22 protein-coding genes are annotated in these 23,405 nt (G+C 37.0%); 5 read left to right on the top strand and 17 right to left on the bottom strand.

From position 1 onward, the window contains the following. From rapZ to ACFSFY_RS02665, 14 genes are all read right to left on the bottom strand, one after another. Positions 1 to 891 (bottom strand): RNase adapter RapZ, encoded by an 891-nt coding sequence (gene rapZ, locus ACFSFY_RS02600; RefSeq protein ID WP_381535624.1) that lies wholly within the window; start codon positions 889 to 891, stop codon positions 1 to 3. Continuing rightward, positions 888 to 1,370 carry an NUDIX domain-containing protein gene (locus tag ACFSFY_RS02605; protein ID WP_381535625.1) on the bottom strand — a complete coding sequence of 161 codons (483 nt, stop codon included), beginning with the start codon at positions 1,368 to 1,370 and terminating at the stop codon, positions 888 to 890. The genes rapZ and ACFSFY_RS02605 overlap by 4 nt, the downstream gene beginning before the upstream one ends. A 224-nt stretch (positions 1,371 to 1,594) precedes the next feature. Further along, positions 1,595 to 2,545, bottom strand: coding sequence for a thioredoxin-disulfide reductase (gene trxB, locus ACFSFY_RS02610; protein ID WP_381535626.1), 951 nt, complete (start codon positions 2,543 to 2,545; stop codon positions 1,595 to 1,597). An 83-nt stretch (positions 2,546 to 2,628) separates the two neighbouring features. After that, a complete protein-coding gene (locus ACFSFY_RS02615; RefSeq protein WP_381535627.1) occupies positions 2,629 to 4,155 on the bottom strand; it encodes a tetratricopeptide repeat protein in 1,527 nt (508 codons plus the stop codon). A gap of 135 nt (positions 4,156 to 4,290) precedes the next feature. After that, positions 4,291 to 4,836 carry an acyltransferase gene (locus tag ACFSFY_RS02620; protein WP_381535628.1) on the bottom strand — a complete coding sequence of 182 codons (546 nt, stop codon included), beginning with the start codon at positions 4,834 to 4,836 and terminating at the stop codon, positions 4,291 to 4,293. Beyond that, a complete protein-coding gene (gene ppaX / locus ACFSFY_RS02625; protein WP_381535629.1) occupies positions 4,833 to 5,486 on the bottom strand; it encodes a pyrophosphatase PpaX in 654 nt (217 codons plus the stop codon). The genes ACFSFY_RS02620 and ppaX overlap by 4 nt, the downstream gene beginning before the upstream one ends. 152 nt (positions 5,487 to 5,638) lie before the next feature. Then, the gene (gene lgt / locus ACFSFY_RS02630) at positions 5,639 to 6,448 is read right to left on the bottom strand and encodes a prolipoprotein diacylglyceryl transferase (protein ID WP_381535630.1); all 810 of its coding nucleotides are present in this window, start codon (positions 6,446 to 6,448) and stop codon (positions 5,639 to 5,641) included. A gap of 10 nt (positions 6,449 to 6,458) precedes the next feature. After that, positions 6,459 to 7,403, bottom strand: coding sequence for an HPr(Ser) kinase/phosphatase (gene hprK, locus ACFSFY_RS02635; protein ID WP_381535631.1), 945 nt, complete (start codon positions 7,401 to 7,403; stop codon positions 6,459 to 6,461). Between the two features lie 178 nt (positions 7,404 to 7,581). Then, positions 7,582 to 8,745, bottom strand: a complete 1,164-nt coding sequence (locus tag ACFSFY_RS02640) for a DUF4097 family beta strand repeat-containing protein (protein ID WP_381535632.1) — start codon at positions 8,743 to 8,745, stop codon at positions 7,582 to 7,584. Between the two features lie 86 nt (positions 8,746 to 8,831). Next, on the bottom strand, positions 8,832 to 11,699 hold the full coding sequence (gene uvrA, locus ACFSFY_RS02645; RefSeq protein WP_381535633.1) for an excinuclease ABC subunit UvrA: 2,868 nt from the start codon (positions 11,697 to 11,699) through the stop codon (positions 8,832 to 8,834). A 5-nt stretch (positions 11,700 to 11,704) separates the two neighbouring features. Continuing rightward, positions 11,705 to 13,687 (bottom strand): excinuclease ABC subunit UvrB, encoded by a 1,983-nt coding sequence (gene uvrB / locus ACFSFY_RS02650; protein ID WP_381535634.1) that lies wholly within the window; start codon positions 13,685 to 13,687, stop codon positions 11,705 to 11,707. Between the two features lie 133 nt (positions 13,688 to 13,820). Then, entirely contained in the window at positions 13,821 to 14,057 is a 237-nt protein-coding gene (locus ACFSFY_RS02655) for an IDEAL domain-containing protein (protein ID WP_381535635.1), read from the bottom strand. A gap of 108 nt (positions 14,058 to 14,165) precedes the next feature. Further along, positions 14,166 to 15,377 (bottom strand): ABC transporter permease, encoded by a 1,212-nt coding sequence (locus ACFSFY_RS02660; protein ID WP_381535636.1) that lies wholly within the window; start codon positions 15,375 to 15,377, stop codon positions 14,166 to 14,168. Next, positions 15,361 to 16,110, bottom strand: a complete 750-nt coding sequence (locus tag ACFSFY_RS02665) for an ABC transporter ATP-binding protein (protein ID WP_381535637.1) — start codon at positions 16,108 to 16,110, stop codon at positions 15,361 to 15,363. Before ACFSFY_RS02665 ends, ACFSFY_RS02660 begins: the two co-directional genes overlap by 17 nt. A gap of 118 nt (positions 16,111 to 16,228) precedes the next feature. Here ACFSFY_RS02665 and ACFSFY_RS02670 point away from each other — a divergent pair, with 118 nt between their 5' ends. From ACFSFY_RS02670 to ACFSFY_RS02685, 4 genes are all read left to right on the top strand, one after another. Next, positions 16,229 to 16,654 carry an HIT family protein gene (locus tag ACFSFY_RS02670; protein ID WP_381535638.1) on the top strand — a complete coding sequence of 142 codons (426 nt, stop codon included), beginning with the start codon at positions 16,229 to 16,231 and terminating at the stop codon, positions 16,652 to 16,654. Between the two features lie 293 nt (positions 16,655 to 16,947). Beyond that, positions 16,948 to 17,310: a YtxH domain-containing protein gene (locus ACFSFY_RS02675; RefSeq protein ID WP_381535639.1), complete on the top strand. Its 363-nt coding sequence runs from the start codon at positions 16,948 to 16,950 to the stop codon at positions 17,308 to 17,310. Between the two features lie 143 nt (positions 17,311 to 17,453). Next, on the top strand, positions 17,454 to 18,032 hold the full coding sequence (locus tag ACFSFY_RS02680; RefSeq protein ID WP_381535640.1) for an HTH-type transcriptional regulator Hpr: 579 nt from the start codon (positions 17,454 to 17,456) through the stop codon (positions 18,030 to 18,032). An 88-nt stretch (positions 18,033 to 18,120) separates the two neighbouring features. Next, positions 18,121 to 18,306, top strand: coding sequence for a hypothetical protein (locus tag ACFSFY_RS02685; RefSeq protein ID WP_381535641.1), 186 nt, complete (start codon positions 18,121 to 18,123; stop codon positions 18,304 to 18,306). 89 nt (positions 18,307 to 18,395) lie between these two features. Here ACFSFY_RS02685 and ACFSFY_RS02690 read toward each other — a convergent pair whose 3' ends face one another. After that, on the bottom strand, positions 18,396 to 18,488 hold the full coding sequence (locus ACFSFY_RS02690) for a YjcZ family sporulation protein (protein ID WP_381535642.1): 93 nt from the start codon (positions 18,486 to 18,488) through the stop codon (positions 18,396 to 18,398). A gap of 147 nt (positions 18,489 to 18,635) precedes the next feature. Between ACFSFY_RS02690 and ACFSFY_RS02695 the strand changes: the two genes are divergently transcribed. Next, a complete protein-coding gene (locus tag ACFSFY_RS02695) occupies positions 18,636 to 19,508 on the top strand; it encodes a peptidylprolyl isomerase (protein WP_381535643.1) in 873 nt (290 codons plus the stop codon). A gap of 54 nt (positions 19,509 to 19,562) precedes the next feature. Here ACFSFY_RS02695 and yhaM read toward each other — a convergent pair whose 3' ends face one another. Both yhaM and ACFSFY_RS02705 read right to left on the bottom strand, forming a co-directional pair. Beyond that, the gene (gene yhaM, locus ACFSFY_RS02700; protein WP_381535644.1) at positions 19,563 to 20,501 is read right to left on the bottom strand and encodes a 3'-5' exoribonuclease YhaM; all 939 of its coding nucleotides are present in this window, start codon (positions 20,499 to 20,501) and stop codon (positions 19,563 to 19,565) included. Further along, the gene (locus tag ACFSFY_RS02705) at positions 20,498 to 23,401 is read right to left on the bottom strand and encodes an ATP-binding protein (protein WP_381535645.1); all 2,904 of its coding nucleotides are present in this window, start codon (positions 23,399 to 23,401) and stop codon (positions 20,498 to 20,500) included. The genes yhaM and ACFSFY_RS02705 overlap by 4 nt, the downstream gene beginning before the upstream one ends. Positions 23,402 to 23,405: the final 4 nt, after the last annotated feature.

Here is a 23,405-nt window from a genome sequence, read left to right on the forward strand (position 1 = left end):
TCAAACCTTTCTATTTTCAACATCACGATGGGTTATTAAAGTTCGGTAGTCATGTTCAAACCGCTTACCAAAAAACTCTGCAAGTGTTACAGAACGATGTTGACCTCCCGTACAACCAAATGCGAAGACAACTTGTGATTTTCCTTCATTTTTATACTGAGGGATTACAAAGGAAAACAGGTCTGTTAATTTTTCAATTAGAATTTGAGTTTCTGACCATTTAAGCACATAATCGGACACGTCTTTTTGCAACCCGGTTTTATGTTTTAATTCCTGAATGTAAAACGGATTTGGTAAAAATCTCACATCAAAAACAACGTCTGCATCAATTGGCATACCGTGTTTAAAACCAAACGAAACAAAATTCACTGTAAAAATAGATTCTCCACTAGAGGAAAATTCAGCAACGATTTTCTCGCGAAATTCTCTTGGCTTTAAATTAGATGTGTTGTAAATGGACCTGGCTCGCCCTTTTAGTTCAGATAATAACAAACGCTCTTTACGTATTCCTTCTAGTGGCAATCCACCTTCTGAGAGAGGATGTGACCGTCTACTTTCCTTATAACGTCTGACAAGAGACTCATCATCTGCTTCTAAGAATAAGATTTGAGAGGAAAGCCCTTTCATTTTCAACAAATTATCTAAGGCACCCATAAGAGAGTCGAACAAATCTCCTCCCCTGGTATCCATTACAGCTGCAATTCTTCTCATTTGATTATTCGATTTCATCATCAAATCTAGAAATGTAACGAGTAGCTCTGGAGGTAAATTATCGATACAATAAAATCCAAGATCTTCGAAACTTTGTATAGCAACTGTTTTACCAGCACCTGACATTCCGGTAATAATGACTAATTCTATATCTTTCTTGTAAACATTTTCTTCTGTCATGTCACATCACCTTCCAAAGAATTTTGAATTTCCTCTTTCAACAATTTGAATTCTTCTGTATAAATAAACGTTCCATACTGTATTCCTGATTGATAGGCGGCAAAAAGCAAGTTCGTTCGATCCCCTTCCGCCATTGGAAGTGTTCGTAGGCTTTCTACAGGATGCCACTCGAGAATGCCTTCCGCAGTTTTCTCGAAAGGAGTACCAGACAAATCTCTTGCAAGAAATGTATACAACATCCACTCGTCTTTGGTTGGTTTTTCAATCGAATCGGTAATCACCATTGTGTAGACACCTTTTAGATGTGGATGAATTGGTTGGACTCCTGTTTCTTCTGTGAATTCTCTAACCGCCGCATCGTATATCGATTCACCTGGATTCATTTTACCACCAGGTGCAACATACCAGTTACGTCTCGGTTTTTTCAGTAACAATACATAATCGTTTTTAAGAACGAGTAAATTTGCGATTCTTTGCATTTTATATCCCCACTTTATTTGCTTGTATAGTGCCATTATACATCTTTAATGTGCCAAACGACATTAGAAAGACAAAAAAGTGGCTGCTAACCGAAATAAATCGGTAGCAGCCATAGTTTTTGCTATATCAAAAGGGGGGTCAATTGATAATACTACTATACCCCACCCATGTTGCAGTCTTGTTACAGTCATGTTAAGAGTTTATTAAATCAATCTTCAGCAGATTAAACTTCTGCACCGATTTTTTCCATAAGTTCCTCAACGTATTTCTGAACTGCTTGAGCTGCAATACTGCCATCGCCTGTTGCAGTAACGATTTGACGCAACAATTTCTCACGAACATCTCCAGCTGCATAAATACCTGGTACAGATGTTTCCATAATTTCATTTGTAATAATATAACCATTTTCGTCTAAAATACCAAGCTTTTCAAATGGCTTCGTTAATGGATTCATTCCTACATAGACAAACATTCCTTCTGTATCAAATTCTTTTTCAGAACCATCTACAGTAGATTGCAATGTAACGGAACCAACTTTACCATCCTTGTCATTCACTTGCTTGACTGTTGTATTCCAAATAAAATCCATTTTTTCATTAGCAAATGCACGGTCTTGAATAATCTTTTGAGCCCGTAGCTCATCGCGACGATGAATAACTGTTACTTTATCTGCGAAGCGAGTCAAATATGAACCTTCTTCAATGGCTGAGTCTCCACCACCGACAACAACAATCTCTTTGCCACGGAAAAATGCACCATCACATACCGCACAATAACTTACACCGCGGCCGGTAAGCTCAGCTTCACCTGCAACACCCATTTTTCTATATTCTGCACCTGTTGTAATAATAATTGCACGAGTTTTATACTGATTAGCACCAGCAATAATCGTTTTATAACTTTCACCATCAATTATTTCAGTAACATCACCATACGCATATTCAGCTCCGAATTTACGTGCATGATCAAACATTTTTGTCGATAAATCCGGTCCGAGTACATGTTCAAAACCTGGATAGTTTTCTATATCTTCTGTATTAGCCATTTGACCACCTGGCATACCACGCTCAAGCATAAGTGTAGATAAGTTTCCACGAGATGTATAAACTGCAGCTGTTAAGCCAGCAGGTCCAGCACCGATAATAATTACATCATATATTTTTTCTGTCGTCATTTAGATTTCCTCCTCAAAAACATTTACAACTAAATCGTATAAGATTAAGACGGTCTATACAAACTTTTTGCCTGTCTTAAAGCCTATACACCATCAAAGTGTGGCAAGAACTCAATCAGTTCATTCACATATTTTGTTAAAGTCGGAATAGAAATGCCGTATTCCTTTGCCATCTTAGTTTTCGTTATTCCTGTGTACCGTGCAGATTGAAACATATAATCCACTGCTGCTGCAAGAGCTTTAGGATTTCGAAACGGATAGGATCTAGTGAGCGCACTTTCACAAAGCGTAAACCACATTTGAAATAAATGAGTCGCCTGCTGATTCAGTGGTCTATACTTTTCATAAAGAATTTCTGTTGTTTCAAGTGCTTTCATGAACTCTTTATCAAAGTCTGTCCTCGGCATAAACTCATACTCAAGACCACTTGCTAGGAAAAGTTGTTCCAATGAACTCAAACTATCGACATCAATGTAAGATGGATGCGAAATTATTTCTTGCTTATGACCTGACTTTCCAAGCAAGTAAAAACCAAACATTCTTTCACTACGATATTCATTGCGTATTTTTGCAAGCAAGAAATCTCGGTCTTGTTCAAGTGAATGAATACCGAGGTCATCCTCCACGTCTTTCCACGGTTCATAACCCTCTTTAGTAGGGTCTATATCAATAAGTGTAGAAAACGCTTCACGTGCGATGTCCTCGTGACCTGAAAAGTAAGCAGCATGGGCTAACCAAAAGTAATAACCAGCATCGCCTTCAAATCCACGTTTTTGAAGACTTCTCAACCAACTAAATGCTTCTTTATGTCTTCCAACTAATGCGAACGTCGCACCTAATTTGTATCTATGTTCAATAACGTAAGGTTTTATTTTAACAAGTAACGCTAGAAGTGATTCTAGTTCTTCTTCTTTCTTTTCATAATAATAAAAAACAGCCAAATTACAAAGCGCATGAAGATTGCCTTTGTTTTGTTTTAAAACATCATGAAGAAGCACACTTGCTTTTTCGGTTTTTCCGACATAAAAGTAAGCAAGTGCTAAATTATTATATGCTGCCCAAAAATCGGGGTGATCCTTAATAATGGATTCGAGTAAATCTGTTGCTTTATCAAAATCTCCTGATTCCATTAAACGACGTGCTTTCTCCTGTAGGAAATAGACTTCTCCATCTCTTACTTCGCCCTCATCGTAGAATGCATCCTCTTGCTCTGCAAAATCAATAATTTCCAATGATTCGTCCGCAAAAGGTCCATCAGAATCCATCGAGATGTATTTTTGAGCGTACACTTTAGCATCGCGAAGCAACCCTAAATGTGCATGGATTTCTGCCAAGTAAAAAATGTTTTCTAGATTTGTTTCATCGATTTCATGAGAATACAATAGAAGTTCATGAGCCTCTTCGAAACGGCCTTCTTCCATTACAAGCACACCATATTGCATAATAATTCGCGGGTCGTTTGGACTGAGCTCCGTCGCCCTCTTCAAATATTTAAGTGCATCTTCAAGTCGATCACGTTGCATTGCAAGAATCGCTTTTTCATAATAAAATTCACCGTCCGGAATGAACGAAATCACTTTTTTATCATTCATCGCACGTTTATTGGTCATTTATATTCCCCCGAAAAAATAAGAAGGAACGTATCAGACGTTCCTTCCCGTTATTATTCCTATTATACCATAAGTTCAGTCAATACATTTCCTTTTCAACTCTTCTACAAAACAGAACACGATACCATTCATTGTTTAACCTCTTTCATCAGGAGTTAAACGTGCGTTGGAAGAAGCTAAACGTTCTTCCATTTGTTCTTTTGTAAAAATAATCTTCACTGGGTTTCCACCTGCAAATACTCCCGGTGGAATATCACGATTAACAAGTGTCGCGGCAGAAATAATCGCTCCGTCTCCAATTTCTATTCCGGGAAGAATTGTAGAGTTCGCACCGATTAATACATTCTTTCCGATCACAACATCTCCAATTCGATATTCGTCAATCAAATACTCATGTGCAAGAATTGTTGTATTGAAGCCAATAATCGAGTTTCCTCCTACTTTTATGCGTTCCGGAAACATGACATCTGGCATCACCATTAAAGCAAATGAAGCCTTTTCTCCAATCTCCATTTTCAAGAAAAAACGAAACAAAAAATTCTTTACAGGTATAAAAGGTGTATATCTCGACACCTGTATAACCGCAAAATTTTTAGCCACTTTAAAAAAGGACACCGTTTTATATATATGCCAAAGGGAATTTGCTCCACCTTTTGCAGCGTAGCGTTCTGTCCTTCTCAATTTTCTGCCTGTTTTATGATTTCAAATAGGTCTGTTATATGATGCAGCATATAATCCGGTTTATAATTTTGTAAAAATTGTTCCCCTTTTATAGACCACGATACTCCAGCGGTACGTACTCCAGCATTCTGGCCACCTTCGATATCATGATAATTATCACCTATCATCAGTGTATTCTCTTTTTCAGCTTCCAGTTTTTCAAGTGCAAGTAAAATTGGTTCAGGATCCGGCTTTGTTTTGGTAACATCATCCATACAAATTACAACATCGAATACTCCATCTACATCTAGGAGATCAATGCCTTTAAGGACCATGTCTTTTTTCTTAGTCGAAACAATCGCCATCTTCATACCAGCGGCTTTTAGCAAGTTGAGAGTTTCTGATACACCATCAAACTCTTTGGCAAGCTCATCGTGCATCATCATATTCCAGGCTCTATATTCTTGAATCAACTGCTCAGTACTTTCAGGATTCACTGAATTAAAGGATTCATGCAACGTTGGCCCAAGAAATTTTAATATATCCATTCTTTCGTATTTCCCTGGATAATGATTGCCAAGAACGTGCTGAAAAGTTTGAATGATCAACTCATTTGTGTCCAGTAACGTACCATCAAAATCGAATAATAAAGTATTAATTGGTTTAACCATTTACAATCGCCCTTTCTCTCTATGTTGTTCAATTCGTTTACAGACATTTGCACCTACTATCGTTAGAAAAAATGCTGCCACAACATATATTCTAAGTAGTGGCAACACAGGATATCCATTTCTTTATAGGTCTGCATTAATATATACTGCTTTTATTTATCTTGATAAGTTAACTTCACTTTTTGAACATATCGTCTTACAACAAAAATCACGATACCAACAATGACAGTTATTACAGACACAAGTTGCGCCGCTCGCAGTTCACCAATGACATACAAACTATCCGTCCGCATTCCTTCTATGAAAAACCGGCCTACTGAATACCAAATAAGGTAAAACAGGAACATTTCCCCTCTTTTCAAATGAACTCTGCGTAATAAAATAATGATAATAAGTCCAACGACATTCCATAAGGATTCATATAAGAATGTTGGATGATACGTTACACCTTCTATTGTCATTTGGTTCATTATCCAATCAGGGATAAGTGTATTATTTAAAAAGTTTTCAGAGACAGGTCCACCATGTGCCTCCTGGTTCATAAAGTTTCCCCAACGACCAATTATTTGACCGATAAGAAGACCTGGAGCTGCAATGTCAACTACCTTCCAGAAAGAAACTCCACGCTTCTTCGTGTAAAAGTAAGTAGTGATAAAAGCACCAATTAATGCCCCGTGTATCGCAATTCCACCCTCCCAAATCTGAAAAACTTGGCCAAGGTTATCTTTATAATAATCCCATGAGAATATAACATAGTAAATCCGCGCACTAATTATCGCAATAGGAACCGCCCAAATGAGGAGGTCTGTTAGGAAATCTACATGCATTCCCCGCTTCACCATCTCACGCTGAACAACGATGAACCCAAGTACAATTCCAAGCGCAATTAAAATTCCGTACCAACGTACTTCTAAAGATCCAAGAGAAAATGCTATTGGATTAATTGCTAGTAAGTTACTCATATGTAGTATTTCACTCCTCTTCGTCCATCTGGCTCGGTTTACTTCCAATTACATTGTCAAGTTTATCAGAAAAATCTCTTGCTGCATTGACCCCTAGTCTTTTTAGGCGGTAATCCATCGCAGCAACTTCTATAATGACCGCCAAGTTGCGTCCAGGACGAACAGGCACTGTTAATTTAGTCAGTTCTGTACCAATAATTTTTATTTTCTCTTCATCAAGCCCCAGTCGATCGTAAGTTTTTTCCAGTACCCAGTCTTCTAGTTCAAGAACTATTGAAATTCGAATGTCACCCTTTATTGCACTTGCACCAAACAATGTCATCATATCTATAATTCCAACACCGCGGATTTCCAACAAATGCTCAATGAGTTCCGGAGATGTTCCAATTAAAATATTTTCAGCTACTTGTCTAATTTCAACTAGATCATCAGCTACGAGGCGGTGTCCCCTTTTCACTAATTCAAGTGCTGTTTCACTTTTACCAATACCACTTTTCCCAGTTATTAGAATTCCAATTCCGTACACATCCACTAAAACTCCATGAACTGCTGTCATTGGAGCAAGTTTACTTTCTAAAAAGTTTGCCAACATCCCTGAAAATCTTGTCGTTGCAATACTTGTACGAAAAACAGGAATCCCCATTTTATCAGCTGCTTCATATAATTCTACAGGAACTTCCATTCCATTTGCAGCAATAATGGCCGGAGTTTCTTCTGTACAAAGACGATTCATACGATCTATACGATCCGCTTTCTCAAGGCCATTAAAAAAAGATAATTCCGTTTTACCAAGCACCTGTATTCGCTCCGATGGATAAAAAGTAAAATAACCAGCCATCTCAAGTCCTGGACGAGAAATATCACTTTTATATATTTTCCTCCCAAGTCCTTCTTCTCCCGCCTTGAGCTGAAGTGAAAACCGATCCTGTATTTTTTTCACAAGTACATAAGACATTATCTTTCCTCCATTCACTTACATTTACTAAACATATTGATTCATTTTAACATAACTCGAGAGGATGTCTCCTTCTTGCGGATTTATTCTTTGTAGAAAGTGAGGAGAAACCGTAAGAATGCAATTCGATAAAAAAAGGTTCACACACAAAATACTAATGTGTGTGAACCGGTTATTATTATAGTTGTTTCGCGTTATAGCAAACAAGTACAGAACCTGTTTTCGCTTCACCAAAAATGTGTAATGAGTTTTTATCATCGATTTCCTTTTTAAAACGAATCGTTCGTTGGAACAACTGATTTTGATCGGTTGTACGCTTTACATCCTCTAATTGTAAATCAAGTCGCCCCATATTCGACGAAATTTCTCCTGATAACGAACTATCAGAAGGAATGTATATTTCAACGGATCCACTCATCGTTTTTGCTTCAATTTTCTCCGCATTAGGATCTGTTGTAGTTACAACGACATGTCCACTTAGAGATTGAGCTTCAACATTTTTCAGAAGACCATCAATATAAACACGTCCATTTAACGTTTCCGCTTCCAATGATGTTCCCACTAATCCATTCAGATCAATGGAACCATTTACAGTTTCAAATTCTGCATCTTTAAAAGTAAGTCTGGAAACACCAATTTTCCCATTAGCCGTTTTGACGCGAACTTTATTTGCTTCAACATCATTCATTTTAAATGAACCATTTAATAAACGCGCTGAAATTTTTTCATAATTCTTTTTAGGTATAAAAAGATCCAAATTCACTTGGGTCATTTTCATATTACTAGAAACCATCAGTTTATGATCCTCATTTACGAAAAGGATTTTATCAAGAAATTCACTTTTTGCAATTTCCTCAGATTCAGAATTGTAGGTTTTCACAGTGAAATCCGCTCGAATCTCATCTTCTTCTCCACAGTGAATCATAACTTTCCCATTATCTATATCCACGATAATTTCTTCGATTCCATCTCCATCTTTTGAAATTGAGTGATTAAAAGAAAATGCGTGTCCAAAAGGTGTTTCAAAATCAAATGTTTTCACTTTTTGTACGGCAGATTGCATGAAATGCATAAATCGATCGCCAACATGAGAAAAGTCTTTCTTCAAATCTTCTAAAAAGTCGTCCATAGAAGGTTCTTCCGATTGATCATCAGTGGATTTAGAATCTTTAGTGTCAAATTCTTCATAAGGAATTTTTGATTCTTCAGCTTTTTGTCCGGTAGTTTCTTGATCACTTGCAGGTTGAGAATCCCCTAACTTTTCAAGAAGTGTTAAAGCATCTTCTGTAGTAATAATACCGTCTTCAAGCATTGTTAAAATGCGTTTACGTTCGCTTTGCATAATTCAGCCTCCTAATAGCTTTTTCGGATTTCTCCGTATTTCTCTTATGTGTATATATACGATTGAATCTAGAAAAGGTTTCATTTTCAAATCAATTCTGCTGCTTCGACTTTTGCTTCCATCCGTTTCCGGTCCCGTTCAAGAATCATCTTCAAATAATGACCTGTATACGATGCTTCTGATTTCGCAATTTTTTCCGGAGTACCCGTAGCAATTATTTGCCCGCCTTTGTCTCCGCCTTCTGGTCCTAAGTCTATGATGTGGTCTGCAGTTTTGATGACATCTAAATTATGCTCGATGACAAGTACTGTATTACCGGTTTCAACGAGTCTTTGTAACACTACAAGAAGTCTTTCAATGTCATACGTGTGAAGACCGGTCGTAGGTTCATCAAGAATGTAAAATGATTTTCCGTTCGAACGTTTATGAAGCTCCGATGCAAGTTTTACACGCTGCGCCTCCCCACCCGATAATGTTGTAGCGGACTGCCCAAGTTTAATATATCCGAGCCCGACATCTAAAATCGTTTGAAGTTTCCGACTGATTTTGGGGATGTTTTCGAAAAAGAGTAGTGCATCTTCTACAGTCATATCTAAAACATCGGCAATGTTTTTCCCTTTGTAACGGATTTCAAGTGTTTCGCGATTGTAGCGTTTTCCGTGACAAATTTCACAAGGTACATAGACATCTGGTAAAAAGTGCATTTCAATTTTAATGATACCGTCTCCGCGACACGCTTCACAACGGCCGCCTTTTACGTTAAAACTAAACCGACCCTTTTTATAGCCTCGTACCTTGGCTTCATTCGTAGAAGCGTATACGTCACGCACATCATCAAACATACTTGTATATGTTGCCGGATTAGATCTAGGCGTTCGCCCAATCGGAGACTGGTCTATCTCAATTACCTTTTCGAGTTCTTCTAAACCTGTAGCAGATTTATATTGCCCAGGTTTTTGTTTTGAACGGTTTAATTTCTGAGCGAGTACTTTATATAGGACTTCATTGATCAATGTACTTTTCCCTGAACCAGAAACTCCTGTTATAGCAATAAACTGGCCAAGTGGGATATCCACATTGACATTCTTTAAGTTGTTTTCTGCAGCACCTTTAATCGTTATTTTCCGCCCATCTGACTTACGTCTTTTCAGAGGCAATGGAATAAACTTTTCACCACTTAAATACTTACCAGTCAGCGATTTAGGGTCGTTCATCACCTCTGTTGGTGTTCCTGCGGAAACAACTTCCCCACCGTCAGCACCGGCACCAGGGCCCATGTCAATCAAGTAATCTGCCGCCATCATCGTGTCTTCATCATGCTCAACAACTATTAATGTATTTCCTATATCCCTCATGTTCTTAAGAGTTTCGATCAAACGATCATTATCACGTTGGTGAAGACCGATTGAAGGTTCATCTAAAATGTATAGGACACCTGTTAGTCTAGAACCAATTTGAGTTGCCAATCGTATTCGCTGAGCCTCTCCTCCAGAAAGTGTTCCGGATGCTCTTGATAACGTTAAATAATCTAAACCGACATTAATTAGAAATCCAAGTCGCTCAGCTATTTCTCTCAAAATAAGTGCAGCAATCTGGGTATCCTTTTCAGATAACGTTAGACTTTTAAAGAAGCGATCGGCTTCAATTATGGACAGTTCCGTTACTTTTCCTATATGAACATCATTCACTTTAACGGCTAAAGACTCTTCTTTCAGACGATATCCGTTGCATGATGGACATGGTTGTTGAGCCATATACTTCTCCATTTGGTCACGAATATAATCTGATGAGGTTTCTTTATACCTTCTTGCTATATTCGATAAGACTCCTTCAAAGTAAATATCGCTATCACGCGTCCCGCCAAATTCATTTGTATAACGAAAGCGAATCTTTTCATCTTTGGAACCATTTAATATTTTATCGAGTTGCTCTTCTGTAAGTTTCCCTACAGGTGTTGCCATTGAAATTCCATAATGCTTGGCAACAGTTTTTAATAACTCTGGATAATACTGAGAACTTGTCGGTTCCCATGGTGCAATTGCATGCTTTTTCAAAGATAAAGAGTAATCTGGAATGACAAGTTCTATATCTACTTCGAGTTTCGTTCCAAGTCCATCGCATTCCCCGCATGCACCAAATGGACTGTTAAATGAAAACATGCGTGGTTCAAGTTCGCCAATTGAAAATCCACACAGTGGGCATGCATGGTGTTCACTGAAGAGAATTTCTTCTCCGTCAATAACATCTACTATCGCAGTTCCTTCAGCAAGGCGTAGTGCAGACTCTAGTGAATCGCTTAAACGTGCCGCAATATCTTCATTCATAACAATACGATCGATAACAACTTCAATATTGTGCTTCTTATTTTTATTCAACTCAATCGTATCGTCTAAATCAATGATTTCACCATTCACTCTTACACGTACATATCCTTCTTTACGGATGTCTTCAAGAAGTTTTACGTGTGCCCCTTTGCGACCCGAAACAATTGGTGCCAGTATTTGGATTCGTGACCGTGACGGCAGCTCCATAAGTCGGTCAACCATTTGTTGGATTGTTTGCGACGATATTTCTGTGCCGTGTATCGGACAAATCGGTTTACCAACACGTGCGTACAGCAAACGCAAATAATCATAGATTTCAGTTACAGTACCTACTGTAGAACGAGGGTTTCGGCTCGTTGTCTTTTGGTCAATTGAGATTGCAGGCGATAATCCTTCAATTACATCTACATCCGGCTTGTCCATTTGCCCTAAGAACTGACGGGCATAGGAAGACAATGATTCTACATATCGTCGTTGACCTTCTGCGTAAATTGTATCGAAAGCAAGAGAGGACTTTCCAGATCCAGAAAGTCCTGTCATTACAACAAGTTGGTCTCTCGGTATATTTACGTCAATATTTTTTAAATTATGTGTTCGTGCACCTTGTATGATGATTTCTTTATTTCTCATAGGACTCACCTCTCTGCTTTCAGTTCCAAAATAGTATCTCGCAATTGTGCAGCCCGTTCGAATTCAAGCGCTTTTGCTGCAGCTTTCATCTCTTTGTCTAGAACTGCTAAGAGTTTTGTTTTTTCATCTTTCGTAATCTTTTTACCCTTCGTCAGTTTCTCAAAATAAGACTCCTCTTCTTCTGCCACTTGTGTTGCACGAATTACATCTCTTACTTCTTTAATAATTGTTGTTGGGGTAATGCCGTATTTAATATTGTGCGCATGTTGGATATCTCTACGACGTTGCGTCTCACTGATTGCCTTAGTCATTGAATCCGTCATTCGATCCGCATACATTATTACGTGACCATTAGAGTTTCTTGCAGCACGACCAATCGTTTGGATCAAAGCACGTTCAGAACGAAGGAATCCTTCTTTATCCGCATCTAAGATTGTTACAAGAGAAACTTCTGGAATATCAATACCTTCACGTAAAAGGTTTATACCTACTAATACGTCATATGTTCCAAGCCGTAACTCCCGAATAATCTCAATACGTTCAAGCGTTTTTATCTCCGAATGAAGATACTGTACTTTAAGTCCAATTTCTTTTAAGTAATCAGTCAAGTCCTCAGACATTTTTTTCGTAAGTGTCGTAATGAGTACACGCTCATTCTTTTTAATCCGTTCATTTATTTCATAAATTAAATCATCAATTTGTCCATTAATAGGTCTTATATCAATTGTTGGATCAAGCAGCCCCGTTGGTCGAATAATTTGCTCAATCATTTCGGGGGTGTGTTCGATTTCATAAGGTCCCGGAGTTGCCGAAACGTAAATAGCATTATGCACCTTTTTTTCAAATTCCTCGAATTTTAAAGGACGATTATCCAATGCCGATGGCAACCGGAAACCATGTTCCACTAATGTTCCTTTTCGAGCTTGGTCTCCGTTATACATTCCACGTACTTGTGGCAACGTGACATGACTTTCATCGACAACTAATAGAAAGTCTTCAGGAAAATAATCTATAAGTGTATATGGTGTAGCACCAGAAGGTCGAAGTGTTAAATGACGGGAGTAATTTTCAATCCCCGAACAAAAGCCCATTTCTTTCATCATTTCCAGATCGTAGCGTGTCCGCTGTTCAAGTCGCTGAGCCTCAAGAAGCTTGTCTTCATTGCGCAACACAATTAAACGTTCCTCAAGTTCAGTTTCAATGTTTTCTATGGCTTTTACCATTTTCTCTTCACTCGTAACAAAGTGGGATGCTGGAAAAATAGCCACATGCTCGCGTTCAGCAATGATTTCACCTGTTAAAGCCTCTACTTCACGGATTCGATCAATTTCATCGCCGAAAAATTCAATCCGAAGACAGCGCTCATCACGTGATGCAGGAAATATTTCGACAACATCACCACGAACACGGAATGTTCCGCGAACGAAGCTTATATCATTCCGCTCATATTGGATATCAACAAATTTCCGCAGAAGATCATTTCGTCCTATTTCCATGCCTTTTCGTAAAGAAACGACGTGATCACGGTATTCTGTTGGAGAGCCTAAACCATAAATACAAGATACAGAAGCAACAATTAGAACATCTTCTCTTTCGAATAATGAAGATGTTGCTGAATGTCGTAACTTATCTATTTCATCGTTAATACTTGAGTCCTTCTCGATATACGTATCAGTATGTGCAATATACGCTTCTGGTTGAAAATAATCATAATAACTAACAAAATATTCGACTGCATTATCCGGAAAAAACTCCTTGAATTCACTATATAATTGCCCTGCCAATGTTTTGTTATGCGCCATGACAAGAGTTGGTTTATTTATTTCTGTGACAACATTTGAAACCGTAAACGTCTTCCCACTACCTGTTGCTCCTAGAAGAGTTTGATGTTTTTCATCTTTTCGCAGTCCTTCTATAAGTTTAGCAATAGCAGCCGGCTGATCGCCTTGCGGAGTAAATGGAGCTTTCAAATTAAATTTCCCGACCATAGTCGTCCCTCCAAAAAATGAATTATATATACTTATTTATAGTATATACTAAATCAGTAATATATAACGAACATCTGTTTTAGTTAAATGAAAGGACGCCACATGAATAACTCATGTGGCGTCCTCGATATTTTCAAACAGTTTCATTGAAGTGTGCAAGTTGATCGGAATATTTTAGAAAAGATTGTTCGTCTAGACAATCTAGTGAATGATTAATAAGCACCATCAGTCTTTCCTTCGTTTGTTCCCTGTGAATACGATTTAGAAACAAGTCCATATAAATTTCATTGAGCAGTTTTTCTGCCTCAATCGAAGAACTGTTTCTCCCCACGGCTTTCATAAACTCAGCATATGAATAATTGTTCTCCATTTCACTCACCCCTGATGCCTTTTAATTAGTATATATAATTATCCAACAAAGTTGCAAGGTTTTTTGAAATATTCTATTTATTACGTCAAGAACAGTTAAATAGTCATATTAGTAAGCTTCTTTCTTTTCACCTGTGTTCCGAATCGTTATTTCCGAAATTAATAAAATGATACCTAGAAGAAGAAATGGTGTCATTGTAAACCCATAAAAATACAATGCGGCTATCAATACAAATCCAGCTTGGATCCACTGCACTTTACGGACAATCTTTCGGATTGCACCTGGGCGAGTATCTTCTTTTTCTGGAAACAACATATCCATTCGGAACTCATATCCAGAACGAAGTGCATATATCAACTGAACCGCGGATGCAAATGCAAGTGCCCCAGCAAATATAAATATCACAATCGGGAACGGAATAAAGAGAGTCCCCACTACAGCTATGGCGGTAAGTCTGACCCATAACCAAAAAATATCATCCGTACGAATAAACGTACGTTTAATAAGATAAGATTGTGCGATACCGCTCTCCATTTTCACTGGTCTAGTTAGAAAACTAAGCCAAGCTCTTCTACTGATAGACCCTTTCAAGTGCGGAACATCTGTAAAGTAATTTGCAAATCGATAAAAAGCCATCATACGATTTTGTTCCAACTCAATGAAATGGTCATATGGAAATGGTTTTTTACTTTTAACATTTCGCCAATACACACAGTAAATACCAATCATAAGAACAATAGGTACAATGATAAGTGGATTAAAACTTAACAACACTAGTAGAAGGCTTGATATCAACAAGAACCGGATCGCACGGTCGAGCCACACCCAACGCCCCCTAAGTGCATGCCTAAAATAATATTCTGTTTCAACAAAAATCCTCTTAAAAACAACTATGAAAACAGCAATCCAAATATAAATAATTTTCGATCCTGTCTCTGTAGCAGAAAGAAGAGGTAAAATAATAATAAACAAAATAAAAGGCAAAGGTAACTGAGAAAAGGTTGTCCAACTTAAGGCTCGGCTCAAGTAACTTTCCAGTTGCTTTTCTAAAGGCAAAAAGTAAACTGTATCTGCCTGTTTAATTAACGTCACAGGTGGAGAATACGTTAGAGCTGCACCGATTAGAATGGCCGCAATATATGCAACTGGAAAATTTGCTGGTACATCCTTTAGCCACTCACTATACGCATAACCTCCTGCCCCTATTGTGAACACGAAGACGATTGCTAAATGTCCCGTAAATACATATTTCAAATACTTCTGAAGCTCTGTCATGTAATGGACAAAACGGGTTCCCCATATTTCACGCAAATTGTTCATGATCTGATTCCTCTGTCATCGCAATGTATAAATCATCTAAGGATGCATTTGGCCGTCCAAATGCCTCTCTAAGTTCTTCCATTGTTCCTTCTGCCCGCAGTTTTCCTTCATGCAGTAGGATGATTCGATCACAATGCTGTTCCGCCGTTGATAAGATATGTGTGGACATCAGAACGGATGCGCCTTCTGCCTTCTTTTCAGACATCTGTTCGAGCAAAGATTTAATACCAATCGGATCTAGCCCAACAAAGGGTTCATCAATAATATATAAGGATGGATTTACAAGAAATGCGCACATAATCATTACTTTCTGTCGCATTCCTTTTGAAAAATGAGACGGAAACCATTTTAGGCGCTTTTCCATCATAAATTCTTTTAAAAGACTTGCTGAACGAGCTTCAAAAACATCCTGATCAATTCCATAAGCCATCGCAGTAAGTTCAAGATGCTCTCTAAGTGTTAATTCCTCATAGAGAATCGGTGTTTCCGGAATATAAGTGAAGGATCTTCTGTATTTTTCTGGATCTTCACCGAACGTCACACCATTTACCCGAATTTCACCACTGTGAGCATTCATAAGCCCAATGATATGCTTAATCGTTGTACTTTTTCCCGCACCGTTAAGACCAATTAAACCAACGAGTTCTCCTTCTCCAATTTCAAAAGACAAATCGTGTAAAACTGGTTTGCGGGAATAACCACCTGTTACATTTTTCAATTCAACAATTGCCATGTCCATCCCCCGTTCTACTTCTATAATAACAAAAACATTCCCTTAATGTCTTGTCCACCGCACATCTATTATTTAAAGATATGATACACTTATCTAAATAATGAAAGGAAGTGGCAAAATGACTGAGTGTATTTTTTGTAAAATCATTGAAGGAACCATTCCAAGTGCAAAGATTTATGAAGATGAACATGTTTATGCATTTATGGATATTATGCCCTTAACTAAAGGACATGTACTCCTTATTCCTAAGAAACATACTGAAAATGTCTATAATTTCACCGCTGAAGAAGCCGGTCAGCTCTTCGCAGTAGCTCCAAAAATCGCAAATGCATTGAAGGCAGAATTTAATCCAATTGGAATGAATTTACTTCAAAACAACGGTGCTCCAGCAGGCCAATCCGTTTTTCATTTCCATTTGCATTTTATACCTCGTTACGATGAATCTGATGGTTTCGACTTAGCATTATGGGAACCTAAAGTTTCAGAGTATACACCTGAACGCATAAATGAAATCGCTGCAAATATTCAAAAACAACTCTCATGAAATAAATACAAATCTACTTAGTTTTAATCGCCTTTTATGTCGTACTCTTTATTTTAGGAGTAGAAAATCTGTTTGCATTTTTTCATATTACAGTTGTACTTTTATTATCAATCCAATTGTAATTAAACCTACAAAACAGACTTGGTTTTTAATCGCAGCCTCTATTAATTATAGATATTAAAGCTTTCCAATCGTAATTCGGAAAGCTTTTTTTGTTGTCGAGACATCTTTAAAATGTTTTAATTAAACTATACTAAGGAATAATAGAAGTATCGAGAGGAGAATACTCAATTATGAAAACATCTACATTTTTCATTGGCTTGGCAGTAGGAACCGTTGCTGCCGCAGTTACCGTTTTATACTCTACTCCGAAATCCGGGAGTGAACTGCGCACATCCGTTAAAAGCGCCTCTACGGACATGAAAGAACTACTTCTAGACGCTAAAGAAAAAATCAATGATTTAAAAACGTCCATTACAAAGCTAACAGCAGAAGCAAAAAAAACCGTCCCTGGTGCTATTGATGACATTAAGGAATCGATAGTAGACTGGCAACAAGGATCTGAACCAAACAAGCAACGCATGGAAAAAGAACTTTATGAAATTCGGACAGCAATCGAAAAACTAGAAGAACTTATAACACCACAACAGAAATGACTTTTCGTTACGGCTATCTATTTTCAAAATAGGTAGCCGTATTATTATCGTTAAAAAAGTTTTTTAATAATTAGTACTTCTTTTTTTATGCTTTACTGCTATAATAAAAGATAGTTAAATATCACAGAAAGTAGGTGCTATTCATGATTGATGAGAAATACCCGCTAAAGGAATCAATGATTTTTACACAACGCGTTGCACAGATGTCAAAAGCTCTTTGGAAAGCTGTGGAAAAAGATTGGCAGCAGTGGATTAAACCTTATGATTTGAATATTAATGAGCATCACATTTTATGGATTTCTTTCCATCTTAAAGGTGCTACTATTTCTGAAATAGCTAAATTTGGTGTTATGCACGTTTCGACAGCGTTCAACTTTTCAAAAAAACTAGAACAGCGTGAATATCTAGAGTTCTACAAAAAAGATGATGATCGCAGGAATACATATGTTTCAGTAACTGAAAAAGGAAAAGATCTTTTAGTCGAAATGAACAAAAGCTACTATGATACTGAGCACGGTATATTAAAAGGTTCTTTACCAATAAAAGAACTATACGGTAAATTCCCAGAATTTCTAGAAGTAATGTCCGTTATCCGTAATATTTACGGGGAAGAATTTATGGAAATATTTGAACTCGGTTTTAAAAATATCGAAAGCATATTTGATGATTCAAGCAATCAAATACTAATCGACAAAGATATCGTGAACGATGAAGAACTTTGACACTAGTTTTATTCCCCAGATTTAAATTATTTCAATTTCTTACAGCTTCTGCTATGATAATTTAGAACGCTGAAGAGGGGGAATAAACTTGATTCTAATTATAGCAGTTCTATTTTCATTATTTTATTTATTCCAGATAAATAAAATGACATTCGCACTTTGTGAATCAAAAGAAATTCCTGAAGATAAGCAACCTAAAGTCTACAGAACAGTTAATATACTCATTACAATTTTGATTTTGTCGTTTTTTGTTCAAGTTCTTGTATCCACATGAGAAAAAGTCCATTCACCCTAGAAGGGAAATGGACTTTTTTATCGTCTTTTTTTAGCGTATATTTCTTGAGTAGCTTCTGCTTTTTTAAATTAGTACATAAATGCTGCACCAACAATTATCAAAAGAATAAATAACACAACAATCAGCGCAAAGCCTGAAGAACCTTGGTTATAACCGCTCACAGGAGCACCCCCTCTCTCTCTATGTATCTTATGCGCTGCATTGTCGTATTTGTAGGCAGTTTATCTGGGAAGAGCATTTTGTTTTTAAAGTATTTTCATGTTATAATATCTCCTGTTGCATATAAATGTTAGGGGAGAAGATACTTAATGAAAAAATTAATACTAGCTTCAGCATTTGCTACATCTATCCTTTTAGTATCAGCATGTACTGATAAAGAAGTTGCCGAAACAAATAATGTAATCGCTTCAACAAAAGCCGGTGACATTACAAAAGAAGATTTATATGAAGAGATGAAAGATTCTATTGGCACTGAAGTTCTAGAAAATCTCATCCTACTAAAAGCGATTGAAAATGAATTTAAAGTATCTGAAAAAGAGATTGATGAAGCAATAAAAGCTGAAAAAGATAAGTACGGAGACAGTTTTGACCTGTACCTTCTACAAAACAATACAACTGAGCCTGTTTTTATGAAAAAAGTTGAATTCCAACTCTATCAACAAAAAATGATTGAATCATTAGATGATGTACCTGCTGAAGAGATTGAAGCACAGTTTGAGAATATGAAAAAAGAAATACATGCACGCCATATTCTAGTTGCAGACGAAAAAACAGCTGACGAAGTCAGTGCTAAATTAAAAGATGGCGAAGACTTTGAGAAACTAGCAAGAGAATACTCAACAGAACCAGTAGCTCAAAAAACTGGTGGGGATCTTGGATGGTTTGGCATTGGTAAAATGGTTCAACCATTTGAAGATGTAGCTTTTGAATTAGAAATCAATACAATTAGTGAACCTGTACAATCGACATTCGGCTTTCACATTATCGAGGTACTTGAAACAAAAGAAAAAGAACTCGAAAAAACGTTTGAGGAATTAAAGCCTGAAATTGAAAACAACCTTAAAGCACAGCTATTTGAAGAAAAGCTAGTAGTTCTTCTAAAAAATGTAGGTGTAGAAATTAAAGATGATGAATTTAAATCCGTTCTTAATGAATATATAACTACAGATGCAAAAAAATAAAATATAAAAACCCCGTAGACCAATTTGGTCTACGGGGTTTTTATAAAGTGCATATTAATCAATAGAAGGTTTATAAAATGAACGATTTTCTAATGGGAAGATTCTTTCAGTAAACTCGCCTGGCTCTGCTTTCCCAAGAGCTCGATTTAACATATTCATTTTCGCATCAATGTTATCTATATAATGAAGCATCTCCGCTTCTTGCAACATTGGTCGTTTCGGACTGCCCCATTCTTCTTTACCATGATGTGATAATACCATATGTTGCAATAACATCACTTCTTCACCTTCAATTTCAAGCTCATCCGCAGCTTTCGAAATTTCATTTACCATTATTGTAATATGGCCAAGTAGATTTCCTTCGATTGTGTATTGTGTTCCTATTGGTCCTGAAAGTTCAATTACCTTTCCAATATCATGAAGGATAATTCCAGCGTACAGTAGGTCCTTATTCAATGTCGGATACAATTCCGCTATCGCTTTTCCAAGCTTCAACATGGATACGACGTGATCGATAAGACCAGAGACATAATCATGGTGATTACGCGTTGCTGCAGGATATGTCATAAATGCCGCTTGATGTTTTTTCAATAAATGGCGTGTAATCCGTTGGATATTCGGATTTTCCATTTCAAAGAAATATTGCATTAACTCTTCATACAATACTTCTTTACTTTTTAACGCTGAAGGAACAAGTTCAGAAAGGGTGACGCCCTCTTCGTCTTTCACAGGACGGATACTTTTAATACGCAACTGATTTTTACCGCGATAATCATGGACATCACCACCCACTTTTACAATAGTGGATGTCGCATATGTCTTCTCATGCTCCTCTGTTGTATCCCAAAGTTTGGCTTCAATGTCGCCGCTCTTGTCTTGTAAAATGAGTGTCATAAATGATTTTCCTGTAGTTGTAACACCTTTAATGGACTGCTTAATGAGTAAGTTTAAGTCAACTGTTTCGCCAACTTTATAATCAAGTAACTTTTTCATCGTATGAACTCCTCCTGTTCTCTTCCTAATCTTGAAATATCTAAAACATTCGCATCTTGCCATTTCTCTTTCATATCCTTATGACAAGTGAAATAAATGAATTGACGTTGTTGACCTAATTTACTTACCGTTTCAATTATATTGGATAAGCGTTTTCCATCAAAATGAACGAACGGATCATCCATAATAATCGGGAAGGGCGCTGAACCCTTTAATGATGCTGCAAGTGCGAGTCGTAAAGATATATAGGCTTGTTCTTTTGTTGCCTGACTCAATTCAACAACTGGATAGTGAATGCCATTTGACTGTACCGCTTCAAAATATCCCTCATTCGTAACAACAAGCGAGCTGTAATTTTCATCAGTCAAATTACAAAACAGCTCAGCTGCGCTTTTCAACACTTCAGGTAACTTTTTCTCTTTCAATTCACTCATCGTTCTTTTTATCGCTTCAGATATCGCTTTGTTTTGTGACCATTTTATTGCAAGTTCACCAAATTCCGCTTTCTTCATTTCAAATAATTGCAGCTTTTGACTGTAGGTTTCATCTGTAAGAAGCTGTTTTGTTTTATGAACAAGTTCTGCTTTTTCATTAATAAGTTCATTTATTTGCTCGTTAATCGATAACAGTTCTAATTCAGCTGAATTTCCTTTATTCCGTAATTCTTCTTCAGTCATACCTTTATTTAACTCTAACAGATTATTCGCGGATAATTGAGCTTTTGTATCTGTCAGCTGATCTTTTAATCGTTTTATTTGCAAATAATTATCATATATAAGATAGAGATCCTCTTCGTTTTCCGCTCCTGCTTCTCTTAACAACAAGTTCAAGCTCTCTTTTGTAGAGTCTACAAGTAAGGTTGTCTCTGTTAACAAAGGGATTAGACGATCTACATTCGAACTTATAAATGTGGAAGTTTCAATTTCCTCATTGAGTTGAATCGATTCCCTCCTAAGCATCTCATAAATTGCTTCTGGTGGCACCATTTTTCTTAAAACAGATTCTATTTCCTTAATTCGTTCACCTATTTTCAAATCTACATCGCTTTTCTCTTGTCTAATCACCAACAGATCTCTCATAATTTCCTGCCACTCACGAATCATTCTGAACAATTCAGGCACGATTCCCGGGGAAGGAAGCCCATCGAAACCATATATTCCAAGAAATTGTATAAGTGAAGATTCAATTCGATCTTCCTCGATTTGTAACATTTCAAGTTCTGTTTCCACTACTTGAAGCTTTTCCACCGATTTTGTCAAGCTGTTTTTCAAAACTTCTCTTTTTTGATTGAAAACTTGAATACGCTGTTTTAACTGTTCCATTTCTTCTTCTTTACCACTATGGCTTCGAATGAATTCCGTCATTTCATCCAACAATGGATCTTTTTTGGTCACGGATCGACTTTTCAAAAATAAATACACAGCAAACCCGAAAATTATTAAACCAACAATTCCTAAAGTTAATTCTTTTTGAATAAAAGTGAAAATGAACAAGATTACAGCCACTAGTACTAGAAACAGAGGTGTTCTATGCGTATTGTTAGAAGTCGTTTTTCCGCCTAATAAAACATAAGCCTTTGCTTCTGCAAGTTTTTCTTGAATTCTCCCCCAATTATTCACTCGCTCAATTTCATCAAGAGAAGGGGCACCTTCATTTTCAATCAACACCAACTCTGTTTGATTTTCTTCTATATCTTTCTCTATTTGATGTTGTCTTTGTTCTGCAAAAGTTATTTGGTTTTTGCAATTTGATAACTCGGTAATAAGGTCATGCATTTCTTCTTCTTTCCGAATCGATACATCTGCATTAGAAAGTTGTATTTCCAGTTCTTTGTCTTTCATCCCTAATCGATCGAAAATGCGATGTTTCATACCTTCTAATCTTCGAATTTCATCTTCTGCGGTTTTGCTTGTTGTCCGAAAGTAATGCCACTCAGATTCCTGTGCTAAAAGCAATTCCATTTCAGTACGTCGATCAGCATCAATTTCCAACGGTTTTCGTTTTTCCAACTCTTTGATTTCATCTTCAATTCTTTGTTTTTTTGCAGTTATTTCTTTTAATCTTTCCGAAAGTGATTCAAAACGCCGAATTCCATCTGTTGGAAAATCGATCATTCCTAGTTTTTTGAGCTCATTTTCCAACAACTCTTTTTTAATATACAACGGTAGTGCTTGACGAAGAATTTTTAAATTCCGAATGGTTTCATCTATTTTCCTTTTCGTCTCATGAAGCTTTAAGAGCTCCGCATCTATGTAATTAATACGATTTATTGCAGGTGTATATTCCTCCACCTTCTCTTGTTCCACTTTAATATCCAATTCGAGTTCACGTAGTTCTGCTATTTTAACATTCATCTCTGGGACTTTTCCTGACTTTTTAAATAAGTCGTTCATCGTTTTCTCCATCTTTTTTTCAAGCAACAATAATGAATCAACACCAGTAGTTCCAGAAGCTAGAAGAGTTCTACTTAACTCATCTTGATTCATTTTTTCAAATCCTTGAAGCTGTAAAAGTGAGAATGAAAAAATCGATTCAAAAGACCCCCTGTCGTAATGTCTTAATAGAACTTTCAATTGTTCTTCATTACCTGTTGTTCCATCTTGAAAATGAACAGTCACTTCCCCAGCAGACTTTCCGCGGATTCTTTCAACTACACATGTTCCATAAACCTCATCAATTAGTTGAATTTGTCCACCGTATTTACCACCTGATTTCGGTTCATACCTGAGAAGCGTGCTGTTCCGTTGAGGAAACCCAAATAATACATGTAAAATAAATTGTTGAATCGTCGTCTTACCCGCTTCATTCAATCCATATAAAACATTAATACCTGGACCTAGTTCGATGGTCAAATCTTCATGTTTTCCGAATCCATAAATACTCAGTTTCTCGATTATCAAAAGA

The sequence above is a fragment of the Sporosarcina siberiensis genome (assembly GCF_042681925.1).
In the GTDB taxonomy this organism is placed as follows: domain Bacteria; phylum Bacillota; class Bacilli; order Bacillales_A; family Planococcaceae; genus Sporosarcina; species Sporosarcina siberiensis.

Coding starts and splice junctions, on each gene's coding strand:
- rapZ (WP_381535624.1), bottom strand. CDS start 891: ATGACAGAAGAAAATGTTTACAAGAAAGATATAGAATTAGTCATTATT.
- ACFSFY_RS02605 (WP_381535625.1), bottom strand. CDS start 1,370: ATGCAAAGAATCGCAAATTTACTCGTTCTTAAAAACGATTATGTATTG.
- trxB (WP_381535626.1), bottom strand. CDS start 2,545: ATGACGACAGAAAAAATATATGATGTAATTATTATCGGTGCTGGACCT.
- ACFSFY_RS02615 (WP_381535627.1), bottom strand. CDS start 4,155: ATGACCAATAAACGTGCGATGAATGATAAAAAAGTGATTTCGTTCATT.
- ppaX (WP_381535629.1), bottom strand. CDS start 5,486: ATGGTTAAACCAATTAATACTTTATTATTCGATTTTGATGGTACGTTA.
- lgt (WP_381535630.1), bottom strand. CDS start 6,448: ATGAGTAACTTACTAGCAATTAATCCAATAGCATTTTCTCTTGGATCT.
- hprK (WP_381535631.1), bottom strand. CDS start 7,403: ATGTCTTATGTACTTGTGAAAAAAATACAGGATCGGTTTTCACTTCAG.
- ACFSFY_RS02640 (WP_381535632.1), bottom strand. CDS start 8,745: ATGCAAAGCGAACGTAAACGCATTTTAACAATGCTTGAAGACGGTATT.
- uvrA (WP_381535633.1), bottom strand. CDS start 11,699: ATGAGAAATAAAGAAATCATCATACAAGGTGCACGAACACATAATTTA.
- uvrB (WP_381535634.1), bottom strand. CDS start 13,687: ATGGTCGGGAAATTTAATTTGAAAGCTCCATTTACTCCGCAAGGCGAT.
- ACFSFY_RS02655 (WP_381535635.1), bottom strand. CDS start 14,057: ATGGAGAACAATTATTCATATGCTGAGTTTATGAAAGCCGTGGGGAGA.
- ACFSFY_RS02660 (WP_381535636.1), bottom strand. CDS start 15,377: ATGAACAATTTGCGTGAAATATGGGGAACCCGTTTTGTCCATTACATG.
- ACFSFY_RS02665 (WP_381535637.1), bottom strand. CDS start 16,110: ATGGCAATTGTTGAATTGAAAAATGTAACAGGTGGTTATTCCCGCAAA.
- ACFSFY_RS02670 (WP_381535638.1), top strand. CDS start 16,229: ATGACTGAGTGTATTTTTTGTAAAATCATTGAAGGAACCATTCCAAGT.
- ACFSFY_RS02675 (WP_381535639.1), top strand. CDS start 16,948: ATGAAAACATCTACATTTTTCATTGGCTTGGCAGTAGGAACCGTTGCT.
- ACFSFY_RS02680 (WP_381535640.1), top strand. CDS start 17,454: ATGATTGATGAGAAATACCCGCTAAAGGAATCAATGATTTTTACACAA.
- ACFSFY_RS02695 (WP_381535643.1), top strand. CDS start 18,636: ATGAAAAAATTAATACTAGCTTCAGCATTTGCTACATCTATCCTTTTA.
- yhaM (WP_381535644.1), bottom strand. CDS start 20,501: ATGAAAAAGTTACTTGATTATAAAGTTGGCGAAACAGTTGACTTAAAC.